This window comes from Flavobacterium sp. CECT 9288 (genome assembly GCF_918731615.1).
Lineage (GTDB): Bacteria > Bacteroidota > Bacteroidia > Flavobacteriales > Flavobacteriaceae > Flavobacterium.
The window spans coordinates 1,858,869-1,878,233 of sequence record NZ_OU957226.1; the positions used below are offsets into that span (position 1 = coordinate 1,858,869).

Consider the following 19,365-nt stretch of genomic DNA (forward strand, 5'->3'; position numbering starts at 1 on the left):
GTTAGTGGCAAGCACAATAAAAAACGCAGAAAGTAATATGGAATCAAGGCTTATTTATGAATCTGACAAAACATATCTAAACAAAATACATTGGATAAAACCCGAAAACAATTCGGAAAGTGAATGGCATTATTTAAATCCAAAAGCACTAACTGAAATTGACGCAAACGAAATTTTTAATATAAATTTTACTGAAGAAATTCTTCATCTAGTAACTAGTAGAAATGAGTCAACTGAAATAAATAAGGTAAATCTTTTCTCAAACATTAAGTCTCTATACGGCAAAATGGAATTTAGGATTTGGGATAAAGATTTTGAAAATGTTGTGGAATTTAAATTAGAAGTTTACCGAAAAGGAAATATCAATCCAAAATTTTAAAAAACCAAATGTGCGAAAAAATACAACTCAATTCTTCAACAAAATATAATAACTCAGATACTGGAATAGTTTACGTTGAAAAATTTGACGAATATGGTGTAAAAATTTGCGATGGTGCAACTTCATACGTAGTAATTGAATTTTGTCCTTGGTGTGGAAAAAAATTGCCGAATTCAAAAAGAGAAAAATGGTTTGATGAAATTGAAAAACTTGGAATTGAACCTTGGAATGAAGATATTCCAGAAAAATATTTGACCGACAAATGGTATCGTGAAAGAGCCAGCCACTAACAGCTATTCCTATGTAAAGCATCATAAAGTTATTCACAACTTTTGAGAGGGTTATATGTTGGTTATTTTTTGAGTATAAAATGCCGTCCCAACGGCTTGTTGAAAAAGTTGGAAACAACTTTTTGTCTGCCGAAGGCTTAGACTGTAAAAGTTATTCTAACTTTTTCAATAATGCCACGTATTTAGATCTCTTTTATTTCATTGTCTTTCTTTTTAAATTCTTAAAGCTCCCACTCCTATATGTGGTTCTCGTTTTGAGAACGAGACCACCAGCATCGGTTTGATTGTAAGAATAAAAATAGCTGCCTACTACAAAATGCGGCTTATTTTAAAGAACCGCCCTAGCTGTTTTGCAGTCTATTCTCTGGTATGATTGAGCTTTTTAAGAAGGTTATTTTTATTTTTCTAATACTAAGTTTCTATTGATTTGATAAGGTGTTTCGGTTTTAATGACCGAGAGTATTCTTCGTGCTAATTTATGAGCTATTTTAATGATGACAGTCTTTACATTCTTGCCTTGATGTTTGCGTTAATATTGCTGCATTTCGGCATCTTTTCTAATGGCAATCCAGGCTGCTTCTACTAAATAACTTCGTAATTGGGAACGACTTCTGGGGGTTATTCCTAAACATTTTTCTGATCCGCCGCTATTATAAATCCCTGGTACTAATCCGATGTAAGAGCTAAATTGTCCTTCGTTATTGAATCGGCGCAAATCACCACATTCAGCCAAAATTACACTGGACAGATAACCGCCAATTCCTGGAATGCTCCTCAAGAGATTATAATCGTTCTTACAGGTCTTTCTGCAATGCGCACGCATTTGATTGGCAATTTCCAAATACTCTAACCTGATAAATTGATACATCCGTATTTTGCCCTGAAGTGCCAATTTTCCACAAGGGGAGCTGAATTCTATATTTTCCAGCCAAACTATGAAATCTTTGTTCCAATTTGAATTATCATATGCTGGAGGTATTTCAATCCCATGAAAGAGCAACATACTTTTGATTTGCGATTTGCTTTGTCGGAGTTTCTTGGTGATTTGGGTTCTGTGACGAGCCAAAGTGGTAAACTGTTCGTGTGCTTCGGTAGGAATATAAACGCTCCTGAGCACACCCGCTTTTAATTGATTGGACAGGTTTTTGGAATCTAAAGCGTCAGTTTTTTGATACCGCTCCTTATCTCCAGTCTTGACATCGGAGGGATTGACCACCAAAACATGCCAACCTAAGTTTAAAAAATAGCGCGCTGCAGAAAATCCGCAACATCCTGCTTCGTAAACTAAAGCTACTTCGTGATTTGGAAATGTTCGCTCCACATATTGGTATAAATCCTCGGCAACAGAAGGCATCGAAAACGTTCTGTGAAAAAACAAATCCGTTTGAATGGAAACGCTCCAGCTTTTTTTGTGAATGTCTAAACCAATGAATATCTTTGGAATAGTTAAGGCATCTTGTAATTGCATAATCTTCGTTTTTAGTAACTCTAAGTTATGCTTTTACATAGATGCTACAACGGATTTGGGCATTAGGCTTAATGGAAAGATGGTTTTGTATTTTGGATGATTTGTCAAATCCGAAGAATAGGCTTAATTTAGTCCCAAACCCGCTGTAGCGCGAGAACGTTGTGCGACACTTTACAGCAAATCACTAAAAAACAGAAACTTATAAAAACCAAATGTACTTTTCAACAGACAAACTATATAAATTATCCAAAGAAACTTTAAGAGGAAAAAAGCAAGAAATTGTTTTTGATAAACTTGTTAATTGGACAAATGAACGTTTTGAAATTAATGTAATTTATATAGAATTTGAAATTGACAAAAAAGACAACAAACATAGATTACACTTAATTCTGGAATCACAAAAAGATTATCAAAAAATATTAAGCAAAAGTGGTTACGATAAAGAAATACAAAGCAAAATTTCGAAAAAGTATCAAGAATTATTAAGCGTTGAAAATCAGAATAATATTGCCCAAAATAAAAATACTTTTGTCGATAAATTTCTTTTGAATCTTGGTATAAAAAGTAATATAAATAAAAAATCCTTTAAAAATATTTGGGTTTGCTATTCAGTTTTTTTGACAGTTTATGCAAACGAAATAAGTGGCGAACTTTCCAAACAGAAAATTGCAGAGCTTATAAAAAAATACAAAAAAGACAATGTTTGGGAAATTCATATGAATTCATTTTACATCACAATATTTGTAGAGAAAGAAAATCAAATTGAAAAAAATAGAATAAATCCAATATTTGAAAAAATAAAAGAAGAATATTTTGAAATTGTAAAAGAAAAAGATGAGTTTGGACTTTTTAAGAAAGAATACATAAATCTTGCTTTTGACAGTAAAGAAAATCTTGAAAAAAATTATGAAGGTAATTGGTACTATTATTATAAATAAAAAAGCGATCGCACAACACACGCTACAACGGATTTGGGCAATTGGCTTAATGGAAAGATAGTATTGTATTTGGAATGATTTGGCAAATCCGAAAATAAGTCTTTATTTAGTCCCAAACCTCGCGAAGCCGCGGGACGTTGTAGGATATACGCCCGAAAATGAGCAGACACAAAAACTTCCAAAATTAGATTATATTCATTAAATTAGCTGAATGAATAAAGAAGGAGAAATAGGACTAGATTTTGTAATTGACAAGCTAACAAATTCAATAGAAAATGTGATTACTGGGGACAGTTTTCAGACTGAAATTTCTATTCTTCAAAACTCTGATTTAAAATCTGTAACAAAGAAAAATGGTTGGCTTTTTAATTGGAGCGAAGAATATAAAAATCCAGTTAGAGATATTTATAAACTTACAATTTCGGGAAACTCTAAAATTATTCAAGGTCTTGTCAGTTTAGAAGTCAAATCTGACCACGTTTATATGCATCTTGTAGAAAATGCTCCATTTAACAAAGGTCAAACTAAAGTTTATGCTGGTGTAGCTGGTAATTTAGTTGCATATGCTTGTAAATTATCTTTTCAGCGTGGACACGATGGAAATGTTTCCTTTCTTTCGAAATCACAATTAGTTGAACATTACGAAAAAACATTAGGAGCATTTCATTTTGGTGGTAGAATTATGATAATTGAAACAAAATCAGCACTGAAATTAATCAATAAATATTTTCAAAATAAATAATTATGAAAACTAAAAAATTAGATTTAGAAATTGATACTATTGGAGGATTAAGTTCTTTAACATTGTCCGAAGAAAAAGCTTTGAGTGACTTCTTTAAAAAGAAAAAATCAACAAAGAAAACAACGGAAAAAAAGAAACTTAATACCTAACAAAGTACATCCTACAACACACGTAGCTGTTGCGCAACTCTCTTAATAAAGTAAAATTTCAAGATAAGGATAAAAAACAACCTCGTTTAAGGATATTTAAGCGAGGTTTATTTTTGGTTTTAGGTTGTAGTTTGTAAAAATAAAATGCCTTAAAAAGTCGGTATTCAAGTCTATGAAAGCTGTTTTTAGAGAAGTTGGTGCTTTTGCTTGTATTTCACTTACAACTCCGGCTTTTGTTTTTGTTTTTTTGGTGATAAACTTCAAGTATTTCTTGAGATTATAGGTTAACGTTGCCATTAAAACGTGTTTGTTGGCTTGCTTGATTCCTCTTGTGTTTACGCGCTTCATATTGGTAAAATTGACCAATGTTCCTATTACTGGCTCTACGGTTTTACTTCTCACTCGCACCATTTGCTTGGCATAGCGTGCGTTTTGAGTTAGTTTTTGGTGCATTCGATCGTAGTGTTCTTTGTGGATGCTGTGGTCTATCTTTTTATACTTAGTGCTTTTTCCGCAGCATTGTTCTCGTAGTGGACAGTTTTTGCAATCGCGCTCACTACTTCGATAGCTGTTTTTGGTGTAGCTTTTGCTATCGTTCTTTTCGCCTTTAAAGAGTAAAATAGCTTTGTTGGAACCTTCTTTGATGCATTCATATTGGTTCAGCTCTTTGTTGAAAATAAAACCTTCTCGCTCGGGTTTGTACTGTCCGAAGTTTGGAATATAGGCATCGATGTTTTTTTGGTGCAAATATTTTAACGCTTCTCCACTACTATAACCTCCATCGACTAAAAGTTCTTCTAATTCAATGCCATTTTCATTTAGATTTTCCTCTGTTAATTCTACTATTTTTTGCACGCATTATCTCATTCTAATTTTATTTTTCATAGGTATTCGATGAATCTCCTTCGTCGATTTGACTATCGCGTTTGTCTGCAAAATCAGAACAGGCGCCTGTTATTACATGATGCGAATCGTCTACAGCTATTTGTCCAAAATAGTTTAACTGTCTTGCTTTTCCTGGTTTTACACTTACCCTAGCATCTAAATCTGTGGGAGAATAATGGGTGTGATTCGATACAAATCTCGGACGTATTGAATTGCCGTGTTCATCTACTTTATCAATGTTGAAGTTGGGATTGGGTTGGCTCTTGTAAGCTTCTTTTTTCCAATTATGGTGCTGTTCTACTAGTTTCTTTCTGGTGCTGGTAGTTTTAAATTCGCTGTTTTCTTCTAATTCATCTACAAAGGCACTGGCATCTTCCAATACTTCTTTCTCTACCAAACTATCCATAGAGGCATTGGCTTTGATAAAAACGCTGTCTACGGCTTGACGCTTGCCGCGAATCATACCTTTGGAAACACATAGCTTTAAAACGGCTTTAAACAAACTTAAAAACACTTCTTCACCATACAACCCACGCGTGCGACTAATGGTGCTGTGCCAAGGTAAAGCCTCATCAATGTCATATCGAATAAAAAGGCGAACATCTAAACAATTTGAGCAATACTCGATGAGTTTCCTGTCCGAATTTAAGTTGTTTAAATAGCCAACCAAACAGATTTTGAAAAACACAACAGGATCAATACTCTCCTGTCCTTCGTCTCCATAATACTTTGCAGTAGCTTTATATAAAAAATGAAAATCGATAGCTGTATCAAGCAATCGATAAAAATTATGCTCAGGAATCAGGTCCTGTAAATGAACTTGATAGAGCATTTTTGGCGTGAGTTCTTTTCTTCCTTGCATAGTTAAAAATATAATTTCTTTTACTTTTTTGCAAGTTTTTTTTGATATATTTGTTCGAGTTGTGCAACAAGCACAGGCGTTTGGCAAGATTGCGAATTTTGTAGTAAATACACGTTTATTTCTCGCAAGAAATTTTATCTTTGATAGAAAATAATCGGTTCCGAACTTCGCAACCTCGCCAAGCGCCGGAACGTTAGCAGTAACTTTCGCGCAGAAAACAACATAATCGATATGAAAACAATTACAATTTTATTCTTACTATTTTGGAATTTATCAGAAGCGCAAGAAAATATTTTTCTTGAAGCAGACAAAGTGCCGAATTGTGGAATAATGAAAAGTGGAAAATTTGCAAGTACAAGCTATAGTCCGAAAGAATATTATATGATTGTTAAAGATGGAATTCAAACAGAATATGTTGAAAATGGTCAATATGTGAAATCAAAAATGGAATTTCTAAATGATTGTGAATATAAAACAACAATAATTGAAGTGACAATACCAAATTACTTTGCAAAAGCAGGAGATTTTTTGACTACAAAAATTATACAAACACAATGTGAATACATAAAAATAAAAAGTATAATGTTTGATAAAGAGTATGAATTTGTTTATGTCAAAATGGACTGATGAAAAACAATATAAATAAAAAAAAGCTACTGCTAACATGCGCTACAACGGATTTGGGTATTAGGCTTAATTTGAAATTGGTTTTGTATTTGGAAGATTTGGCGAATCCGAATAATGGGCTTAATTTAGTCCCAAACTACTTGTAGCTCGGGAACGTTAGCGGATATTTTAAAAAGACAGAGACGTGAAAGACAACTATATAATATATTTCAGAAATGGACTTCTTTAAAAAGAGTAAAACAAACCTATTTGACTTTGTAAAAGAACCTTCATTACCTTGGACAAACAGGGTTGTTATTTCTGCGGCTGGAGTTATTGCTAGTGGCTGGACACTTGACAGTAAAGTGTTTCTGTTTTCGTCAGACGAATATTCAATATCTGACCCAATAACAGGGCAAAGAGAAATAAGAAACTATGACGAGGATAATTCCGCAATGACAAAATTTTCTAAGGACAATTTAGAATTTAATATTGATGAACTTGGACAAACTATAAAAATATTTGGACTTCGAGGTGGAGATGGCAATCATTGCACAACAGACTTTTGGAATTTGGACTCTTTTAGTCCATCACTTGGAGAGCAAATAATTGGAATACAGAATATCAAAACTAGACAAAATCAGACTGAATATTGGAAAGAGTTCGAACTAATTTCATTAATCAATCTTGAATACACAACATTGAAATTTGGATTTTCACCGAACGAAAAACACTTTGGTATTTTTGGTTCAGGTGGAGCGGAAATATTTACTAGACAATGAGAAAAACATCCGCTAACAGCTAGTAAGCAATAGTCGGGAATTAGGCTTAATTTAAAGTGGTGTTGTATTTGGAAATTTTGTGATTAACCGAAAATAAATCTTAATTTAGTCCCCAACCTCGCCAAGCGGCGGGACGTTATGAGCTATTTTACCTGACGAGACAAAAACTATGAAGATAACAATTACACTATTATTTTTTGCAATATTTCTTTTTAGTTGCAAAAATGACACTAAAGAAGAACAGAATTCACTGAAGGGAAAAATTTATACTAAAATTAACGAAATTCCCGAATTGAAAAATTTTGAGTTTCAAGCTGGATCTATGATTGATTATGAAGGAAAGAAATCCATTGAATATAAATTTGGTATATCACAATTTTTTAACAAAGGGAAATATCTTCTAATACTGGAAGAAAAAATAGGTGGAAAAAGTAAAGTTATATCAAACAAAATATTGGACACAGTTATGATTAATAGTCTGAAAGAAGATGAAATTATTTCACTTTGTACTTGTCGAGTAAATGGTATAAATAATAGTGAAATTATTGCGGTTGTAAAAGACGAAAAAAATGACACAGAATACTTGAATAAAATTGTAAAGGCTTGGAAAGCAAATTCAATAGACGGAAGAATAATCCCTATTAACAATCTAAATGAAATAGATTGCGTAAATGAAAGCTATGGACTATGAAATAAAAAAACAGCTCATAACAGCCACTCCTATGTAAAGCATCATAAAGTTATTCACAACTTTTGAGAGGGTTATATGTTGGTTATTTTTTGAGTATAAAATGCCGTCCCAACGGCTTGTTGAAAAAGTTGGAAACAACTTTTTGTCTGCCGAAGGCTTAGACTGTAAAAGTTATTCTAACTTTTTCAATAATGCCACGTATTTAGATCTCTTTTATTTCATTGTCTTTCTTTTTAAATTCTTAAAGCTCCCACTCCTATATGTGGTTCTCGTTTTGAGAACGAGACCACCAGCATCGGTTTGATTGTAAGAATAAAAATAGCTGCCTACTACAAAATGCGGCTTATTTTAAAGAACCGCCCTAGCTGTTTTGCAGTCTATTCTCTGGTATGATTGAGCTTTTTAAGAAGGTTATTTTTATTTTTCTAATACTAAGTTTCTATTGATTTGATAAGGTGTTTCGGTTTTAATGACCGAGAGTATTCTTCGTGCTAATTTATGAGCTATTTTAATGATGACAGTCTTTACATTCTTGCCTTGATGTTTGCGTTAATATTGCTGCATTTCGGCATCTTTTCTAATGGCAATCCAGGCTGCTTCTACTAAATAACTTCGTAATTGGGAACGACTTCTGGGGGTTATTCCTAAACATTTTTCTGATCCGCCGCTATTATAAATCCCTGGTACTAATCCGATGTAAGAGCTAAATTGTCCTTCGTTATTGAATCGGCGCAAATCACCACATTCAGCCAAAATTACACTGGACAGATAACCGCCAATTCCTGGAATGCTCCTCAAGAGATTATAATCGTTCTTACAGGTCTTTCTGCAATGCGCACGCATTTGATTGGCAATTTCCAAATACTCTAACCTGATAAATTGATACATCCGTATTTTGCCCTGAAGTGCCAATTTTCCACAAGGGGAGCTGAATTCTATATTTTCCAGCCAAACTATGAAATCTTTGTTCCAATTTGAATTATCATATGCTGGAGGTATTTCAATCCCATGAAAGAGCAACATACTTTTGATTTGCGATTTGCTTTGTCGGAGTTTCTTGGTGATTTGGGTTCTGTGACGAGCCAAAGTGGTAAACTGTTCGTGTGCTTCGGTAGGAATATAAACGCTCCTGAGCACACCCGCTTTTAATTGATTGGACAGGTTTTTGGAATCTAAAGCGTCAGTTTTTTGATACCGCTCCTTATCTCCAGTCTTGACATCGGAGGGATTGACCACCAAAACATGCCAACCTAAGTTTAAAAAATAGCGCGCTGCAGAAAATCCGCAACATCCTGCTTCGTAAACTAAAGCTACTTCGTGATTTGGAAATGTTCGCTCCACATATTGGTATAAATCCTCGGCAACAGAAGGCATCGAAAACGTTCTGTGAAAAAACAAATCCGTTTGAATGGAAACGCTCCAGCTTTTTTTGTGAATGTCTAAACCAATGAATATCTTTGGAATAGTTAAGGCATCTTGTAATTGCATAATCTTCGTTTTTAGTAACTCTAAGTTATGCTTTTACATAGATGCTACAACGGATTTGGGCATTAGGCTTAATGGGAAAATGGTTTTGTATTTGGGATGATTTGGCAAATCCGAAAATAGGGCTTAATTTAATCCCAAACCCGCTGTAGTGCCAGGACGTTACCAAACATTTAAAAACCTACTTTATGAAAAACAGAATTGCATTTTTTATCTCTTTAATCTTATTAGTCAATTATAGTTGTAATAACAATGATTCAGATACTGAACAAAAAACTTTTTTATGTTGTGGAGAAAATCAATTGCAATCTAAGAACATAAATAATCTTAACCAAACAGCTGGAAAAATAAATGTTATTTCAGTATTTACTCCAAATGAAGATGGTTTTAACGATTGTTTAGTCGTGGAGAATTTATATAAATATTCATTTAACTCTTTAACCATATATGATTTAAATGATGAAATTCTTTTCACAACAGAAAATTATGGTAAAAACTCCAACTCTTTTTGCGGAGATAATATTAAAAGCGGAACCGTGAAATATAAACTTGTAGTGGAAAATGAACAAACATTCGTTGAGTATGGATACGTGTGTATCGTTAAAACAGAAGAAGAAGGTAAAGTATTTAGCGCAGAAACTGAATGCACATTCCCTTTTTACGACCCAATTATATTTCAAAAATAAAATGAATTGAATTGAATAAACGTTTGGTAACAGCCACTCCTATGTAAAGCATCATAAAGTTATTCACAACTTTTGAAAGGGTTATATGTTGGTTATTTTTTGAGTATAAAATGCCGTCCCAACGGCTTGTTGAAAAAGTTGGAAACAACTTTTTGTCTGCCGAAGGCTTAGACTGAAAAAGTTATTCTAACTTTTTCAATAATGCCACGTATTTAGATCTCTTTTATTTCATTGTCTTTCTTTTTAAATTCTTAAAGCTCCCACTCCTATATGTGGTTCTCGTTTTGAGAACGAGACCACCAGCATCGGTTTGATTGTAAGAATAAAAATAGCTGCCTACTACAAAATGCGGCTTATTTTAAAGAACCGCCCTAGCTGTTTTGCAGTCTATTCTCTGGTATGATTGAGCTTTTTAAGAAGGTTATTTTTATTTTTCTAATACTAAGTTTCTATTGATTTGATAAGGTGTTTCGGTTTTAATGACCGAGAGTATTCTTCGTGCTAATTTATGAGCTATTTTAATGATGACAGTCTTTACATTCTTGCCTTGATGTTTGCGGTAATATTGCTGCATTTCGGCATCTTTTCTAATGGCAATCCAGGCTGCTTCTACTAAATAACTTCGTAATTGGGAACGACTTCTGGGGGTTATTCCTAAACATTTTTCTGATCCGCCGCTATTATAAATCCCTGGTACTAATCCGATGTAAGAGCTAAATTGTCCTTCGTTATTGAATCGGCGCAAATCACCACATTCAGCCAAAATTACACTGGACAGATAACCGCCAATTCCTGGAATGCTCCTCAAGAGATTATAATCGTTCTTACAGGTCTTTCTGCAATGCGCACGCATTTGATTGGCAATTTCCAAATACTCTAACCTGATAAATTGATACATCCGTATTTTGCCCTGAAGAGCCAATTTTCCACAAGGGGAGCTGAATTCTATATTTTCCAGCCAAACTATGAAATCTTTGTTCCAATTTGAATTATCATATGCTGGAGGTATTTCAATCCCATGAAAGAGCAACATACTTTTGATTTGCGATTTGCTTTGTCGGAGTTTCTTGGTGATTTGGGTTCTGTGACGAGCCAAAGTGGTAAACTGTTCGTGTGCTTCGGTAGGAATATAAACGCTCCTGAGCACACCCGCTTTTAATTGATTGGACAGGTTTTTGGAATCTAAAGCGTCAGTTTTTTGATACCGCTCCTTATCTCCAGTCTTGACATCGGAGGGATTGACCACCAAAACATGCCAACCTAAGTTTAAAAAATAGCGCGCTGCAGAAAATCCGCAACATCCTGCTTCGTAAACTAAAGCTACTTCGTGATTTGGAAATGTTCGCTCCACATATTGGTATAAATCCTCGGCAACAGAAGGCATCGAAAACGTTCTGTGAAAAAACAAATCCGTTTGAATGGAAACGCTCCAGCTTTTTTTGTGAATGTCTAAACCAATGAATATCTTTGGAATAGTTAAGGCATCTTGTAATTGCATAATCTTCGTTTTTAGTAACTCTAAGTTATGCTTTTACATAGATGCTACAACGGATTTGGGCATTTGGCTTAATGGAAAAATTGGTTTGTATTTGGAAGATTTGGCAAATCCGAAAATAGAGATTAATTTAGTACCAAACTGCTTGTATTACCAGAATTTTAGCAATCATGCAAGGCGTCAATGGAAAACCGCTAGAGATTAGAAATCCTAAAATGTAAAAAAAATGAGAGAAAGGGAATTTTATAAGATTCGTTTATATTTCACTGCAATAACTACTGCTGCTATTTGGGTGCTTTTAATTTGGGATCATTTCCATGATGGTGTACCTAGCCATCACATCCTACAAAATGAAGACTTACCTAAATTTTCAAATTGGTTGGGAGGAATTCTAATTCCATTGCTTACGTGGTTTCTATTATACAGAATACAAAAGAGAATTGGAAATAATTCAACTGTTTCTAAGTTCCCAGTAAATATACTTTATGCCTTCATTGCAGCATTATCTTTCGGTTTATTGTTATCCGTTTTTTTTACTTTAGGATATTCTGAAATACCATTCTATATGATTGTTTCATTGTTAGTTATAGCAATTTTCTTGCCTATTTACAAGGCTGAATGTTTTCTAGGATTTGTTTTTGGTATGACTTTTACTTTTGGTGGTGTGCTACCCATCGGAATAATATCAATTCTTAGCTTAATTGGAGCGGTTTTATATCTAATAGTGAAACCCGGAATACAATTTATCATAACAAAAATTTCATATTTTATCTCGTCCAAAAAAAACACTTAGACATTATAAAAAAAGTGAATCAGGATAGGTCAGGACCGCTAATACTTCCTATGCAATTATTACTGGTTTTCAGCAGCTTCAATTCTATTTTTAGGAATAAATTCTATCTTAGCGAAGAATACTCGTTCCGCTTTGAATGCAAACTAGCCAAGCAAGGGAACATTAGTTAGAATTGTACTGTAACTCATGACAAAATAATAAAGAATAAAAAAAATGAAAAAAGAAAAAATAATTTATTGGACAGCGACAACAATCATTGCTTTATTTGAAGGACTAATGCCTGCATTGACTTCACAAACAGAATTAGCAAAAGAAGGAATTAGACATTTGGGTTATCCAGAATATTTTGGAAACGCATTGGTTGTTTTTAAGATTTTAGGAGTTTTGGTGTTAGTTATTCCACAAGTTCCGAAACGAGTAAAAGAATGGGCTTATGCCGGATTTGCATTTAACTTTGTTTTTGCAACAATTAGTCACGGAGCAGTTGACGGAATAAATGGACAAACATTTTTCCCATTGATTGTGTTAGGAATTTTGGCCATTTCATATATTTACTATCATAGATTAAATTCTAACGAAAATTAAAAATTTATGTCATTTCAAGCATACATTGATAATATAAAAGCGAAAACAGGCAAGACTCCTGCTGACTTTAAAAAAATGGCTGAAACAAAAGAATTTATAATTGACGGAAAACTTAATCCGGAAATTAAGGCTTCCGAAATTACAAATTGGCTCAAAGAAGAATTTGAATTAGGACACGGACACGCAATGGCAATTTATGCAACATTCAAAGGGAAAACTGAATGACAAGAAAAATAACATACCACAAAAATTAGATACAAAATATCAATAGGATTTAGTATCCTCTTTTTTTGAAGCCGTTTTTAGCTTGTTTTTTTTAGTGTTTTTCCTTTACTTTTTAGCAAACCTGCACCTACCCTTAAAACCTATTTTAACAGGAACTATGAAAACAATCAAGCTCTCAATTCAGCTTATATTGGATTCGTATTTATAACCTACAAAACTTACGCCGAATTTTAAACCTATTTAACCATAAGGTGACTTTTACCTAAAAGAGTTTTAATTGTAGTTTAAATCAAATATATTTACTTAAAAATTAATCCAATAATGTTTGTTTAAAGATTTTTAAACAAAATGACATTGACCATAATTGCTTCACGACGTACTACAATAAAGAGAACCATAAAAAATATAAAAATGGGAAAACAAATTTTTATAAATTTAGCAGTTAAAGAACTTGAAAAATCAGTTAACTTTTATACTGCATTAGGATTTACAAATAATCCACAATTTTCAGACGAAACCGCAAAATGTATGGTTTGGTGTGAAAACATTTTTGTAATGCTTTTAACACATGAGAAGTTTACAAGTTTTACATCTAAACCTATTGCTGACACAAAAACTAATATTGCAGGACTTTTTTCATTATCATTAGAAAGTATGAACGAAGTCAATAACTTAATGTCAAATGGACTTAAAGCAGGTGGTATTGAACCAACAGAAATGAAAGATTATGGTTTTATGCAGCAACGAACTATTGAAGATTTTGACGGACATACATGGGAAATATTTTATATGGATGTTTCAAAATTTCCAACTGAACAACCAAAATAATAATTTGAGTTAAATAAAAAAAAATTAAATGGCACAAATAAACCCTTATATCCATTTTAATGGAAATGCTGAAGTTGCATTTACATTTTATAAATCCGTTTTCGGTGGAGAATTTGCAATGATAAGTCGTTTCAAAGATTTTTCAAATCCTGAATTTCCAATTTCAGAAAGCGAAGCAAACCGCATTATGCATATTGCTTTGCCAATTGGGAAACACAATGTATTAATGGCGAGTGATACTCCCGAAATAATGGGAAAACATAACGAAAATGAAACTAGAAGTAAAATTTCAATTAGCGCTGAAAGTAAAGAAGAAGCTCATCAATTATTTTATGGCCTTTCAGAAGGTGGGAATATTGAAATACCAATTAATGACAGTCCTTGGGGTTCTTATTTCGGAATGTTTAGAGATAAATTTGGTATAGAATGGATAGTAGATTTTGACCCAAATTATAAAAGAAATATAAATAATAAGTAAAAACCACTTCCAATATTAAGAATTCTTTTGCATACACACTACTTACATAGATTTCCTGATGAATAATTTATTAAAAAACTTCAAAAAGGGTAAGCTTTATATTTTGGGATTCAAATAGTGATTTTTATTGCTTGTTTACGCTTTGTTTTATTTTTAATATAGAAAGCAGTTTTTACCGAGAATGGTTTTAATTATAATTTAAATCCTTTGTTATAGTTCTCTAACAAATAATTTTCGTTTTGAGGTTTTTAGATAATCTTCCAGTTAAAATAATTCAAAAATAACAACATCCCATACTAGCAATTTTAAGCTAGCTGTATTTTGTAGAATTACCGTTTTCTAAGCTTCCCTTTAGACGACAACTGAGCGTTTACGAACTCCCAGTCATCTCTAAGTGGCAAATCCTTTTGCTTACCATCAGTCAAAATTCTGATAAAGCGAACTTCATTTGATATACCGATATCATTAAGCAAGCAAATATAAATTCATTGGCAACCTTTTACATTCATTAATCGGATTTTTTATCTGATATTTACAAACATATGGATGCAAAAGATTACATCAGGATATTCGAGCAGTCTCCAGCATTGATGCTTGTTATAGATACCAGCTTTATCATTATTGCTGCTTCAGACGATTTTATTAGAAAAACCAAAACCACCCGTGAGTTTATTACTGGACAAGACATTTTTTATGTGTTTCCATCTAATCCTGACAATACAAACCGAAATGGAGAAAGTACGATTCGAGCTTCTTTCAACCGCGTGATCAAAAATAAAACTGCCGATACCTTGCCGGTAATAAGATACGATATTCCTAAACCTGCATCCGAAGGTGGTGGATTTGAAACAAAGTATTGGAAAGTAGTGAACTCCCCTATTCTAGATGATAACAATAATGTACAATATATCATTCAGCGTTCTGATGATGTTACTGAAAATAAAACGCTTGTAGCGCAACTTGATGCAGAGCAAAAAGCCATAAAGCAACTGGAGGAAAGCGAAAAGCGATACAACATGATGCTTCTTAAATCTCCTTTTGGTTTTGCTATACTCAAGGGAAAAAATATGGTGATAACCCTAGCCAACGGTTCTATAAAAGAAATGTGGGGAAAAGGCAAGAACTTAGAAGGAAAGACTCTACTTGAAGTTTTACCTGAGATCAAAGATTCCGAATTTCCCGATTTGCTCGATAAGGTTTATACCAGCGGTACTCCGTTTTGCGGAGATGAGGTACTTTGCCCAGTTTTTCGCAATGGTAAATTGGAGGATGTTTATTTCAATTTTGTGTATCAACCTTATTTGGAAGCAGATGAGACTATTTCTGGGATAACCATTATTGCTTATGAAGTAACAGCAGCTGTGATTGTAAAAAATGCATTAGCCGCACTACACAATGCAGACCAGAAAGCATTGAAGAAAATAGAAGAAATTAGCAATCGATATTACATGATGCTTATGGATTCGCCATTTGCTTTTTGTGTAATGAAAGGAAAAGACATGTTGGTTACCCTTGCTAACGATTTAATGAAAGATTTTTGGGGAAAAGGTAAAGATGTAGAAGATAAAACGCTTTTGGAAATATTACCGGAAATTAAGGATCAGCCATTTCCTGAAATGATTGACAAAGTATACACAACAGGTATTCCATTCTATGCCAATGAAATACTCGGGAAAGTAACCTACAATGGTAAGCTAAAACATAAATACTTTAACGTTGTTTTCCAACCCTATTATGACGCAGACAACTTCATTTCTGGTGTTACACAAATAGCGTATGAAGTAACAGAAATGGTGATGGCGCGCAAAAAAATAGAAGAAAGCGATAAGCGATATAACATGATGCTGATGAATTCACCATTTACTTTTGCAGTGTTAAAAGGTAAAGATCTGATTATTGAACTTGCCAACGACCAGATTAAAGAAGTTTGGGGAAGAGGAAACGATATAGAAGGTAAATCGCTGCTTGAAATTATGCCCGAACTTAAAAACACTACTTTCCTAGATATGCTTGATGAGGTGCGTGCCACCGGTATTCCTTTTCATGGTATTGAAGTACAGAGCCCTAAAAATATGCATGGAACTATAAAGGAAGAGTATTTTTTCAATTTTGTTTTCCAGCCTTATTTAGAAGCGGACCAGACTATTTCAGGTATTACTATTATTGGTAATGAAGTAACTGAGCAGGTGATTGCAAAAAGGGGAATTATAGAAAGCGAAAGGAATTTAAGACAGATTTTAGATTCTATGCCTCAAAAAATAACCAATGCCGACACAGAGGGTAATGTGATTTATTTTAATAAAAAATGGTTGGATGACACCGGACTAGAGTTTGAAAAATTAAAAGGTTGGGGATGGGAAAAAGTAATTCACCCAGATGACGTGGAGATGACTAAAACAAACTGGTCAAACTCCTTTAAAACAGGAGAAATTTTTGACATGGAATGCCGAATCTTAAATAAACACGGTGCATACAAATGGCATTTAAGCAGAGCTTTACCCATTAAAGATGAAAACGGAAAAATAAAAATGTGGGTAGGAACTAATACCGATATTCACGAGCAGAAAGATGCTAAATACAAAGCGGAAACTGCACAAATTGCTGCTGAGGATGCCATGCAAGCCAAGCAACAATTTTTGAGCAACATGAGCCACGAAATACGAACTCCTATGAACGCCATTATAGGGTTTACTAATGTACTTTTAAAATCGAAATTAGACCAGAGTCAGCAAGACTACCTAACGGCAATTAAGGATTCAGGGGATGCCCTGCTTGTTTTAATTAACGATATTCTTGACCTTGCCAAAGTAGATGCTGGTAAAATGACTTTTGAACAAACTCCGTTCAATTTAGCTGATTCGCTTTCATCAATGCTCCAATTATTCGATATGAAAATAAAGGAGAAAAATTTAGAACTGGTAAAACAATTTGACACCGCAATACCCGAAATTATAATGGGCGATTCAATTCGGTTGCGACAAATCATTTTGAATCTAATAAGCAATGCTGTCAAGTTTACCAACGCAGGAAAAATAACCATTTGTGTTTCCTTGCTTAAACAAGATACAGAGGAAATAACTATTGAATTTACCATAACCGACACCGGAATTGGAATCCATAAAACCAAACTCGAACATATTTTTGAAGATTTTGGACAAGCAACTTATGAAAACTCGCGCCTTTATGGAGGTACTGGTCTTGGGCTAACCATCGTTAAAAAATTGATAGAACAGCAAGGTGGCACCATACGCGTGGAAAGCGAATTAGGCAAAGGATCAGCCTTTAGTTTCCAATTAAACTTTGCTAAAACAAATCAAAAAATAGAGCAGGAATCGGAACCGGTTTCAAACATACAAGCCGAGGTAAAAAAAATAAACATATTGGTTGCCGAAGATATGCCTCTCAATCAGCTTTTAATTAAAATAATACTTGCTGACTTTGGCTTTGATGTAGACATTGCGGCCAACGGAAAAATTGCGATTGAAAAAATAGAACAAAATAAGTACGATCTAGTGCTCATGGATTTACAAATGCCCGAAATGAATGGCTTTGATGCAACCGCATACGTTCGCAACATTATGAAATCTGATATTCCCATCATAGCAATAACTGCAGATGTTACTTCTGTTGATTTAGAAAAAGCCCAGGCAATGGGAATGAATGATTATGTTTCTAAACCTGTTGATGAACAACTGCTATACAGTAAAATTATTAAGGCGCTCCAAAAAACCGATTGAAAGGGTAATTAAATTATACTTTACAAATAGAGTTTGAAAACATTAATTTTGATTTTTAGGTACAAAAATCAAAATTGGAACCATATAAACCTTCTTTTATTTTAGGTTTCAATTCCGTTTGGCTTTCGCCAAAAGTATAATTATTTCCAATTTTGAATTTTTAAAAACATTCCAAATTATTTCCAAACAATACTACTTACATTTAAAAATTAGAATCCTAATTCTACCATCTTGAGCAATAGAAAAATTGCCGAAACTTTTAAGCTATAAAAACGTGAACTAAACAACTTATATTATAAAATCTGTAACTTTTCAAGATAAATTCATTGTACTATTATGAGTAATTATTAATCTATGATTTATAGTTTCATAACTAAAAAAAAAACTTCTGCTTTTTTACTACTTTGCGCATTTTATTATAGATTTTAAAGAGAATTTAACAGCATTTTAAACGCTAGAAGATAGTTTAAGTAAAACAAATAAGAACAATTATATAAACAAAACCAATTTTTTGAATCTTATATTTTTAAAATAAAATGACACACACCTATAAATTAACAGGAATGACTTGTTCTAGTTGTGAAGCCAAAGTAAAATCGGCTCTACTAACATTAGATAGCGTTACAAATGTTACTGTTTCTAAAGACACAGAAACAGTAACAATTACAATGGACAAACACATTGCATTATTCGATTTGCAAAAAGTTTTAGAATCAAAATACCAAATATCAGCAATCAATCACAGCGAAATTGGAGAACAAACAAAATCATGGTTTGAAACCTACAAACCCATTTTGCTGATCTTTTTCTACATCATAATAGTAACGACATTGGTGCAAACTCAAAACACAAAATTTGATTTTATGCAAGCAATGAGACATTTTATGTCCGGATTCTTTCTTATTTTCTCTTTTTTTAAATTACTAAATATCAAAGGTTTTGCGGATAGTTATGTGATGTATGATGTTTTAGCGAAAAAAATTCCAGTATGGGCTTACCTATATGTTTTTATTGAATTAGGTTTAGGAATTGCGTTTCTAATTAATTTCAATCCCATACTAACTAATTCACTTACTGTACTTGTAATGAGTATCAGTATCATTGGTGTATTGCAATCAGTCTTAAACAAACAGAAAATTCAATGTGCCTGTTTAGGTGCAATTTTCAATTTACCCATGAGTACTGTAACTATTATTGAAGATGCTATGATGATTGTAATGAGTGGCATTATGTTATGTATACTGATTTAAAAAAAAAAAAT

General features: G+C 33.2%; 21 protein-coding genes. 16 read left to right on the top strand and 5 right to left on the bottom strand.

Annotated features, from left to right (window positions below):
- The first annotated feature begins 37 nt into the window (after nucleotides 1–37).
- Both LQ189_RS08125 and LQ189_RS08130 read left to right on the top strand, forming a co-directional pair.
- Nucleotides 38–379, top strand: a complete 342-nt coding sequence (locus tag LQ189_RS08125) for a hypothetical protein (protein WP_230155657.1) — start codon at nucleotides 38–40, stop codon at nucleotides 377–379.
- An 8-nt stretch (nucleotides 380–387) separates the two neighbouring features.
- Nucleotides 388–669, top strand: coding sequence for a hypothetical protein (locus LQ189_RS08130; protein WP_230155659.1), 282 nt, complete (start codon nucleotides 388–390; stop codon nucleotides 667–669).
- A gap of 529 nt (nucleotides 670–1,198) precedes the next feature.
- Here the strand turns inward: LQ189_RS08130 and LQ189_RS08135 are convergent.
- On the bottom strand, nucleotides 1,199–2,137 hold the full coding sequence (locus tag LQ189_RS08135; RefSeq protein WP_230155661.1) for an IS110 family transposase: 939 nt from the start codon (nucleotides 2,135–2,137) through the stop codon (nucleotides 1,199–1,201).
- 212 nt (nucleotides 2,138–2,349) lie between these two features.
- Here LQ189_RS08135 and LQ189_RS08140 point away from each other — a divergent pair, with 212 nt between their 5' ends.
- The 3 genes from LQ189_RS08140 to LQ189_RS08150 all read left to right on the top strand — a co-directional run bounded on the left by LQ189_RS08140 (nucleotide 2,350) and on the right by LQ189_RS08150 (nucleotide 3,966).
- On the top strand, nucleotides 2,350–3,075 hold the full coding sequence (locus tag LQ189_RS08140) for a hypothetical protein (RefSeq protein ID WP_230155663.1): 726 nt from the start codon (nucleotides 2,350–2,352) through the stop codon (nucleotides 3,073–3,075).
- Nucleotides 3,076–3,286: 211 nt separating this feature from the next.
- On the top strand, nucleotides 3,287–3,817 hold the full coding sequence (locus LQ189_RS08145) for a hypothetical protein (RefSeq protein WP_230155665.1): 531 nt from the start codon (nucleotides 3,287–3,289) through the stop codon (nucleotides 3,815–3,817).
- A 2-nt stretch (nucleotides 3,818–3,819) separates the two neighbouring features.
- Complete coding sequence (locus tag LQ189_RS08150) at nucleotides 3,820–3,966, top strand: hypothetical protein (protein WP_230155667.1); 147 nt, start codon at nucleotides 3,820–3,822, stop codon at nucleotides 3,964–3,966.
- A 96-nt stretch (nucleotides 3,967–4,062) separates the two neighbouring features.
- On the opposite strand, the gene LQ189_RS08155 is transcribed toward LQ189_RS08150, so the two are convergent.
- Together LQ189_RS08155 and LQ189_RS08160 are read right to left on the bottom strand one after the other, a co-directional pair.
- Nucleotides 4,063–4,821 carry a transposase gene (locus LQ189_RS08155; protein WP_230155669.1) on the bottom strand — a complete coding sequence of 253 codons (759 nt, stop codon included), beginning with the start codon at nucleotides 4,819–4,821 and terminating at the stop codon, nucleotides 4,063–4,065.
- 19 nt (nucleotides 4,822–4,840) lie between these two features.
- Nucleotides 4,841–5,713 (bottom strand): transposase, encoded by an 873-nt coding sequence (locus LQ189_RS08160; protein WP_230155671.1) that lies wholly within the window; start codon nucleotides 5,711–5,713, stop codon nucleotides 4,841–4,843.
- Between the two features lie 231 nt (nucleotides 5,714–5,944).
- On the opposite strand from LQ189_RS08160, the gene LQ189_RS08165 reads away from it, so the two are divergent.
- From LQ189_RS08165 to LQ189_RS08175, 3 genes are all read left to right on the top strand, one after another.
- A complete protein-coding gene (locus tag LQ189_RS08165; RefSeq protein ID WP_230155673.1) occupies nucleotides 5,945–6,340 on the top strand; it encodes a hypothetical protein in 396 nt (131 codons plus the stop codon).
- Between the two features lie 215 nt (nucleotides 6,341–6,555).
- On the top strand, nucleotides 6,556–7,101 hold the full coding sequence (locus tag LQ189_RS08170; protein WP_230155675.1) for a hypothetical protein: 546 nt from the start codon (nucleotides 6,556–6,558) through the stop codon (nucleotides 7,099–7,101).
- Between the two features lie 169 nt (nucleotides 7,102–7,270).
- Nucleotides 7,271–7,792, top strand: coding sequence for a hypothetical protein (locus LQ189_RS08175; RefSeq protein ID WP_230155677.1), 522 nt, complete (start codon nucleotides 7,271–7,273; stop codon nucleotides 7,790–7,792).
- Nucleotides 7,793–8,341: 549 nt separating this feature from the next.
- On the opposite strand, the gene LQ189_RS08180 is transcribed toward LQ189_RS08175, so the two are convergent.
- Nucleotides 8,342–9,280 carry an IS110 family transposase gene (locus tag LQ189_RS08180; protein WP_230155661.1) on the bottom strand — a complete coding sequence of 313 codons (939 nt, stop codon included), beginning with the start codon at nucleotides 9,278–9,280 and terminating at the stop codon, nucleotides 8,342–8,344.
- Between the two features lie 185 nt (nucleotides 9,281–9,465).
- Here LQ189_RS08180 and LQ189_RS08185 point away from each other — a divergent pair, with 185 nt between their 5' ends.
- Nucleotides 9,466–9,963, top strand: coding sequence for a gliding motility-associated C-terminal domain-containing protein (locus LQ189_RS08185; RefSeq protein ID WP_230155678.1), 498 nt, complete (start codon nucleotides 9,466–9,468; stop codon nucleotides 9,961–9,963).
- A gap of 427 nt (nucleotides 9,964–10,390) precedes the next feature.
- On the opposite strand, the gene LQ189_RS08190 is transcribed toward LQ189_RS08185, so the two are convergent.
- Entirely contained in the window at nucleotides 10,391–11,461 is a 1,071-nt protein-coding gene (locus LQ189_RS08190) for an IS110 family transposase (protein WP_230155648.1), read from the bottom strand.
- 223 nt (nucleotides 11,462–11,684) lie between these two features.
- On the opposite strand from LQ189_RS08190, the gene LQ189_RS08195 reads away from it, so the two are divergent.
- From LQ189_RS08195 to LQ189_RS08225, 7 genes are all read left to right on the top strand, one after another.
- Entirely contained in the window at nucleotides 11,685–12,251 is a 567-nt protein-coding gene (locus LQ189_RS08195; protein WP_230155681.1) for a hypothetical protein, read from the top strand.
- Between the two features lie 213 nt (nucleotides 12,252–12,464).
- On the top strand, nucleotides 12,465–12,836 hold the full coding sequence (locus LQ189_RS08200) for a DoxX family protein (RefSeq protein WP_230155688.1): 372 nt from the start codon (nucleotides 12,465–12,467) through the stop codon (nucleotides 12,834–12,836).
- 6 nt (nucleotides 12,837–12,842) lie between these two features.
- Nucleotides 12,843–13,061, top strand: coding sequence for a DUF4287 domain-containing protein (locus LQ189_RS08205; protein WP_230155690.1), 219 nt, complete (start codon nucleotides 12,843–12,845; stop codon nucleotides 13,059–13,061).
- Between the two features lie 411 nt (nucleotides 13,062–13,472).
- Nucleotides 13,473–13,889, top strand: coding sequence for a VOC family protein (locus LQ189_RS08210; RefSeq protein ID WP_230155691.1), 417 nt, complete (start codon nucleotides 13,473–13,475; stop codon nucleotides 13,887–13,889).
- Between the two features lie 28 nt (nucleotides 13,890–13,917).
- On the top strand, nucleotides 13,918–14,367 hold the full coding sequence (locus LQ189_RS08215) for a VOC family protein (RefSeq protein WP_230155693.1): 450 nt from the start codon (nucleotides 13,918–13,920) through the stop codon (nucleotides 14,365–14,367).
- A gap of 542 nt (nucleotides 14,368–14,909) precedes the next feature.
- Nucleotides 14,910–18,104, top strand: a complete 3,195-nt coding sequence (locus LQ189_RS08220; RefSeq protein ID WP_230155695.1) for a PAS domain S-box protein — start codon at nucleotides 14,910–14,912, stop codon at nucleotides 18,102–18,104.
- A 536-nt stretch (nucleotides 18,105–18,640) separates the two neighbouring features.
- Nucleotides 18,641–19,354 carry a heavy-metal-associated domain-containing protein gene (locus LQ189_RS08225; protein WP_230155697.1) on the top strand — a complete coding sequence of 238 codons (714 nt, stop codon included), beginning with the start codon at nucleotides 18,641–18,643 and terminating at the stop codon, nucleotides 19,352–19,354.
- The last annotated feature ends 11 nt before the right edge of the window (nucleotides 19,355–19,365 follow it).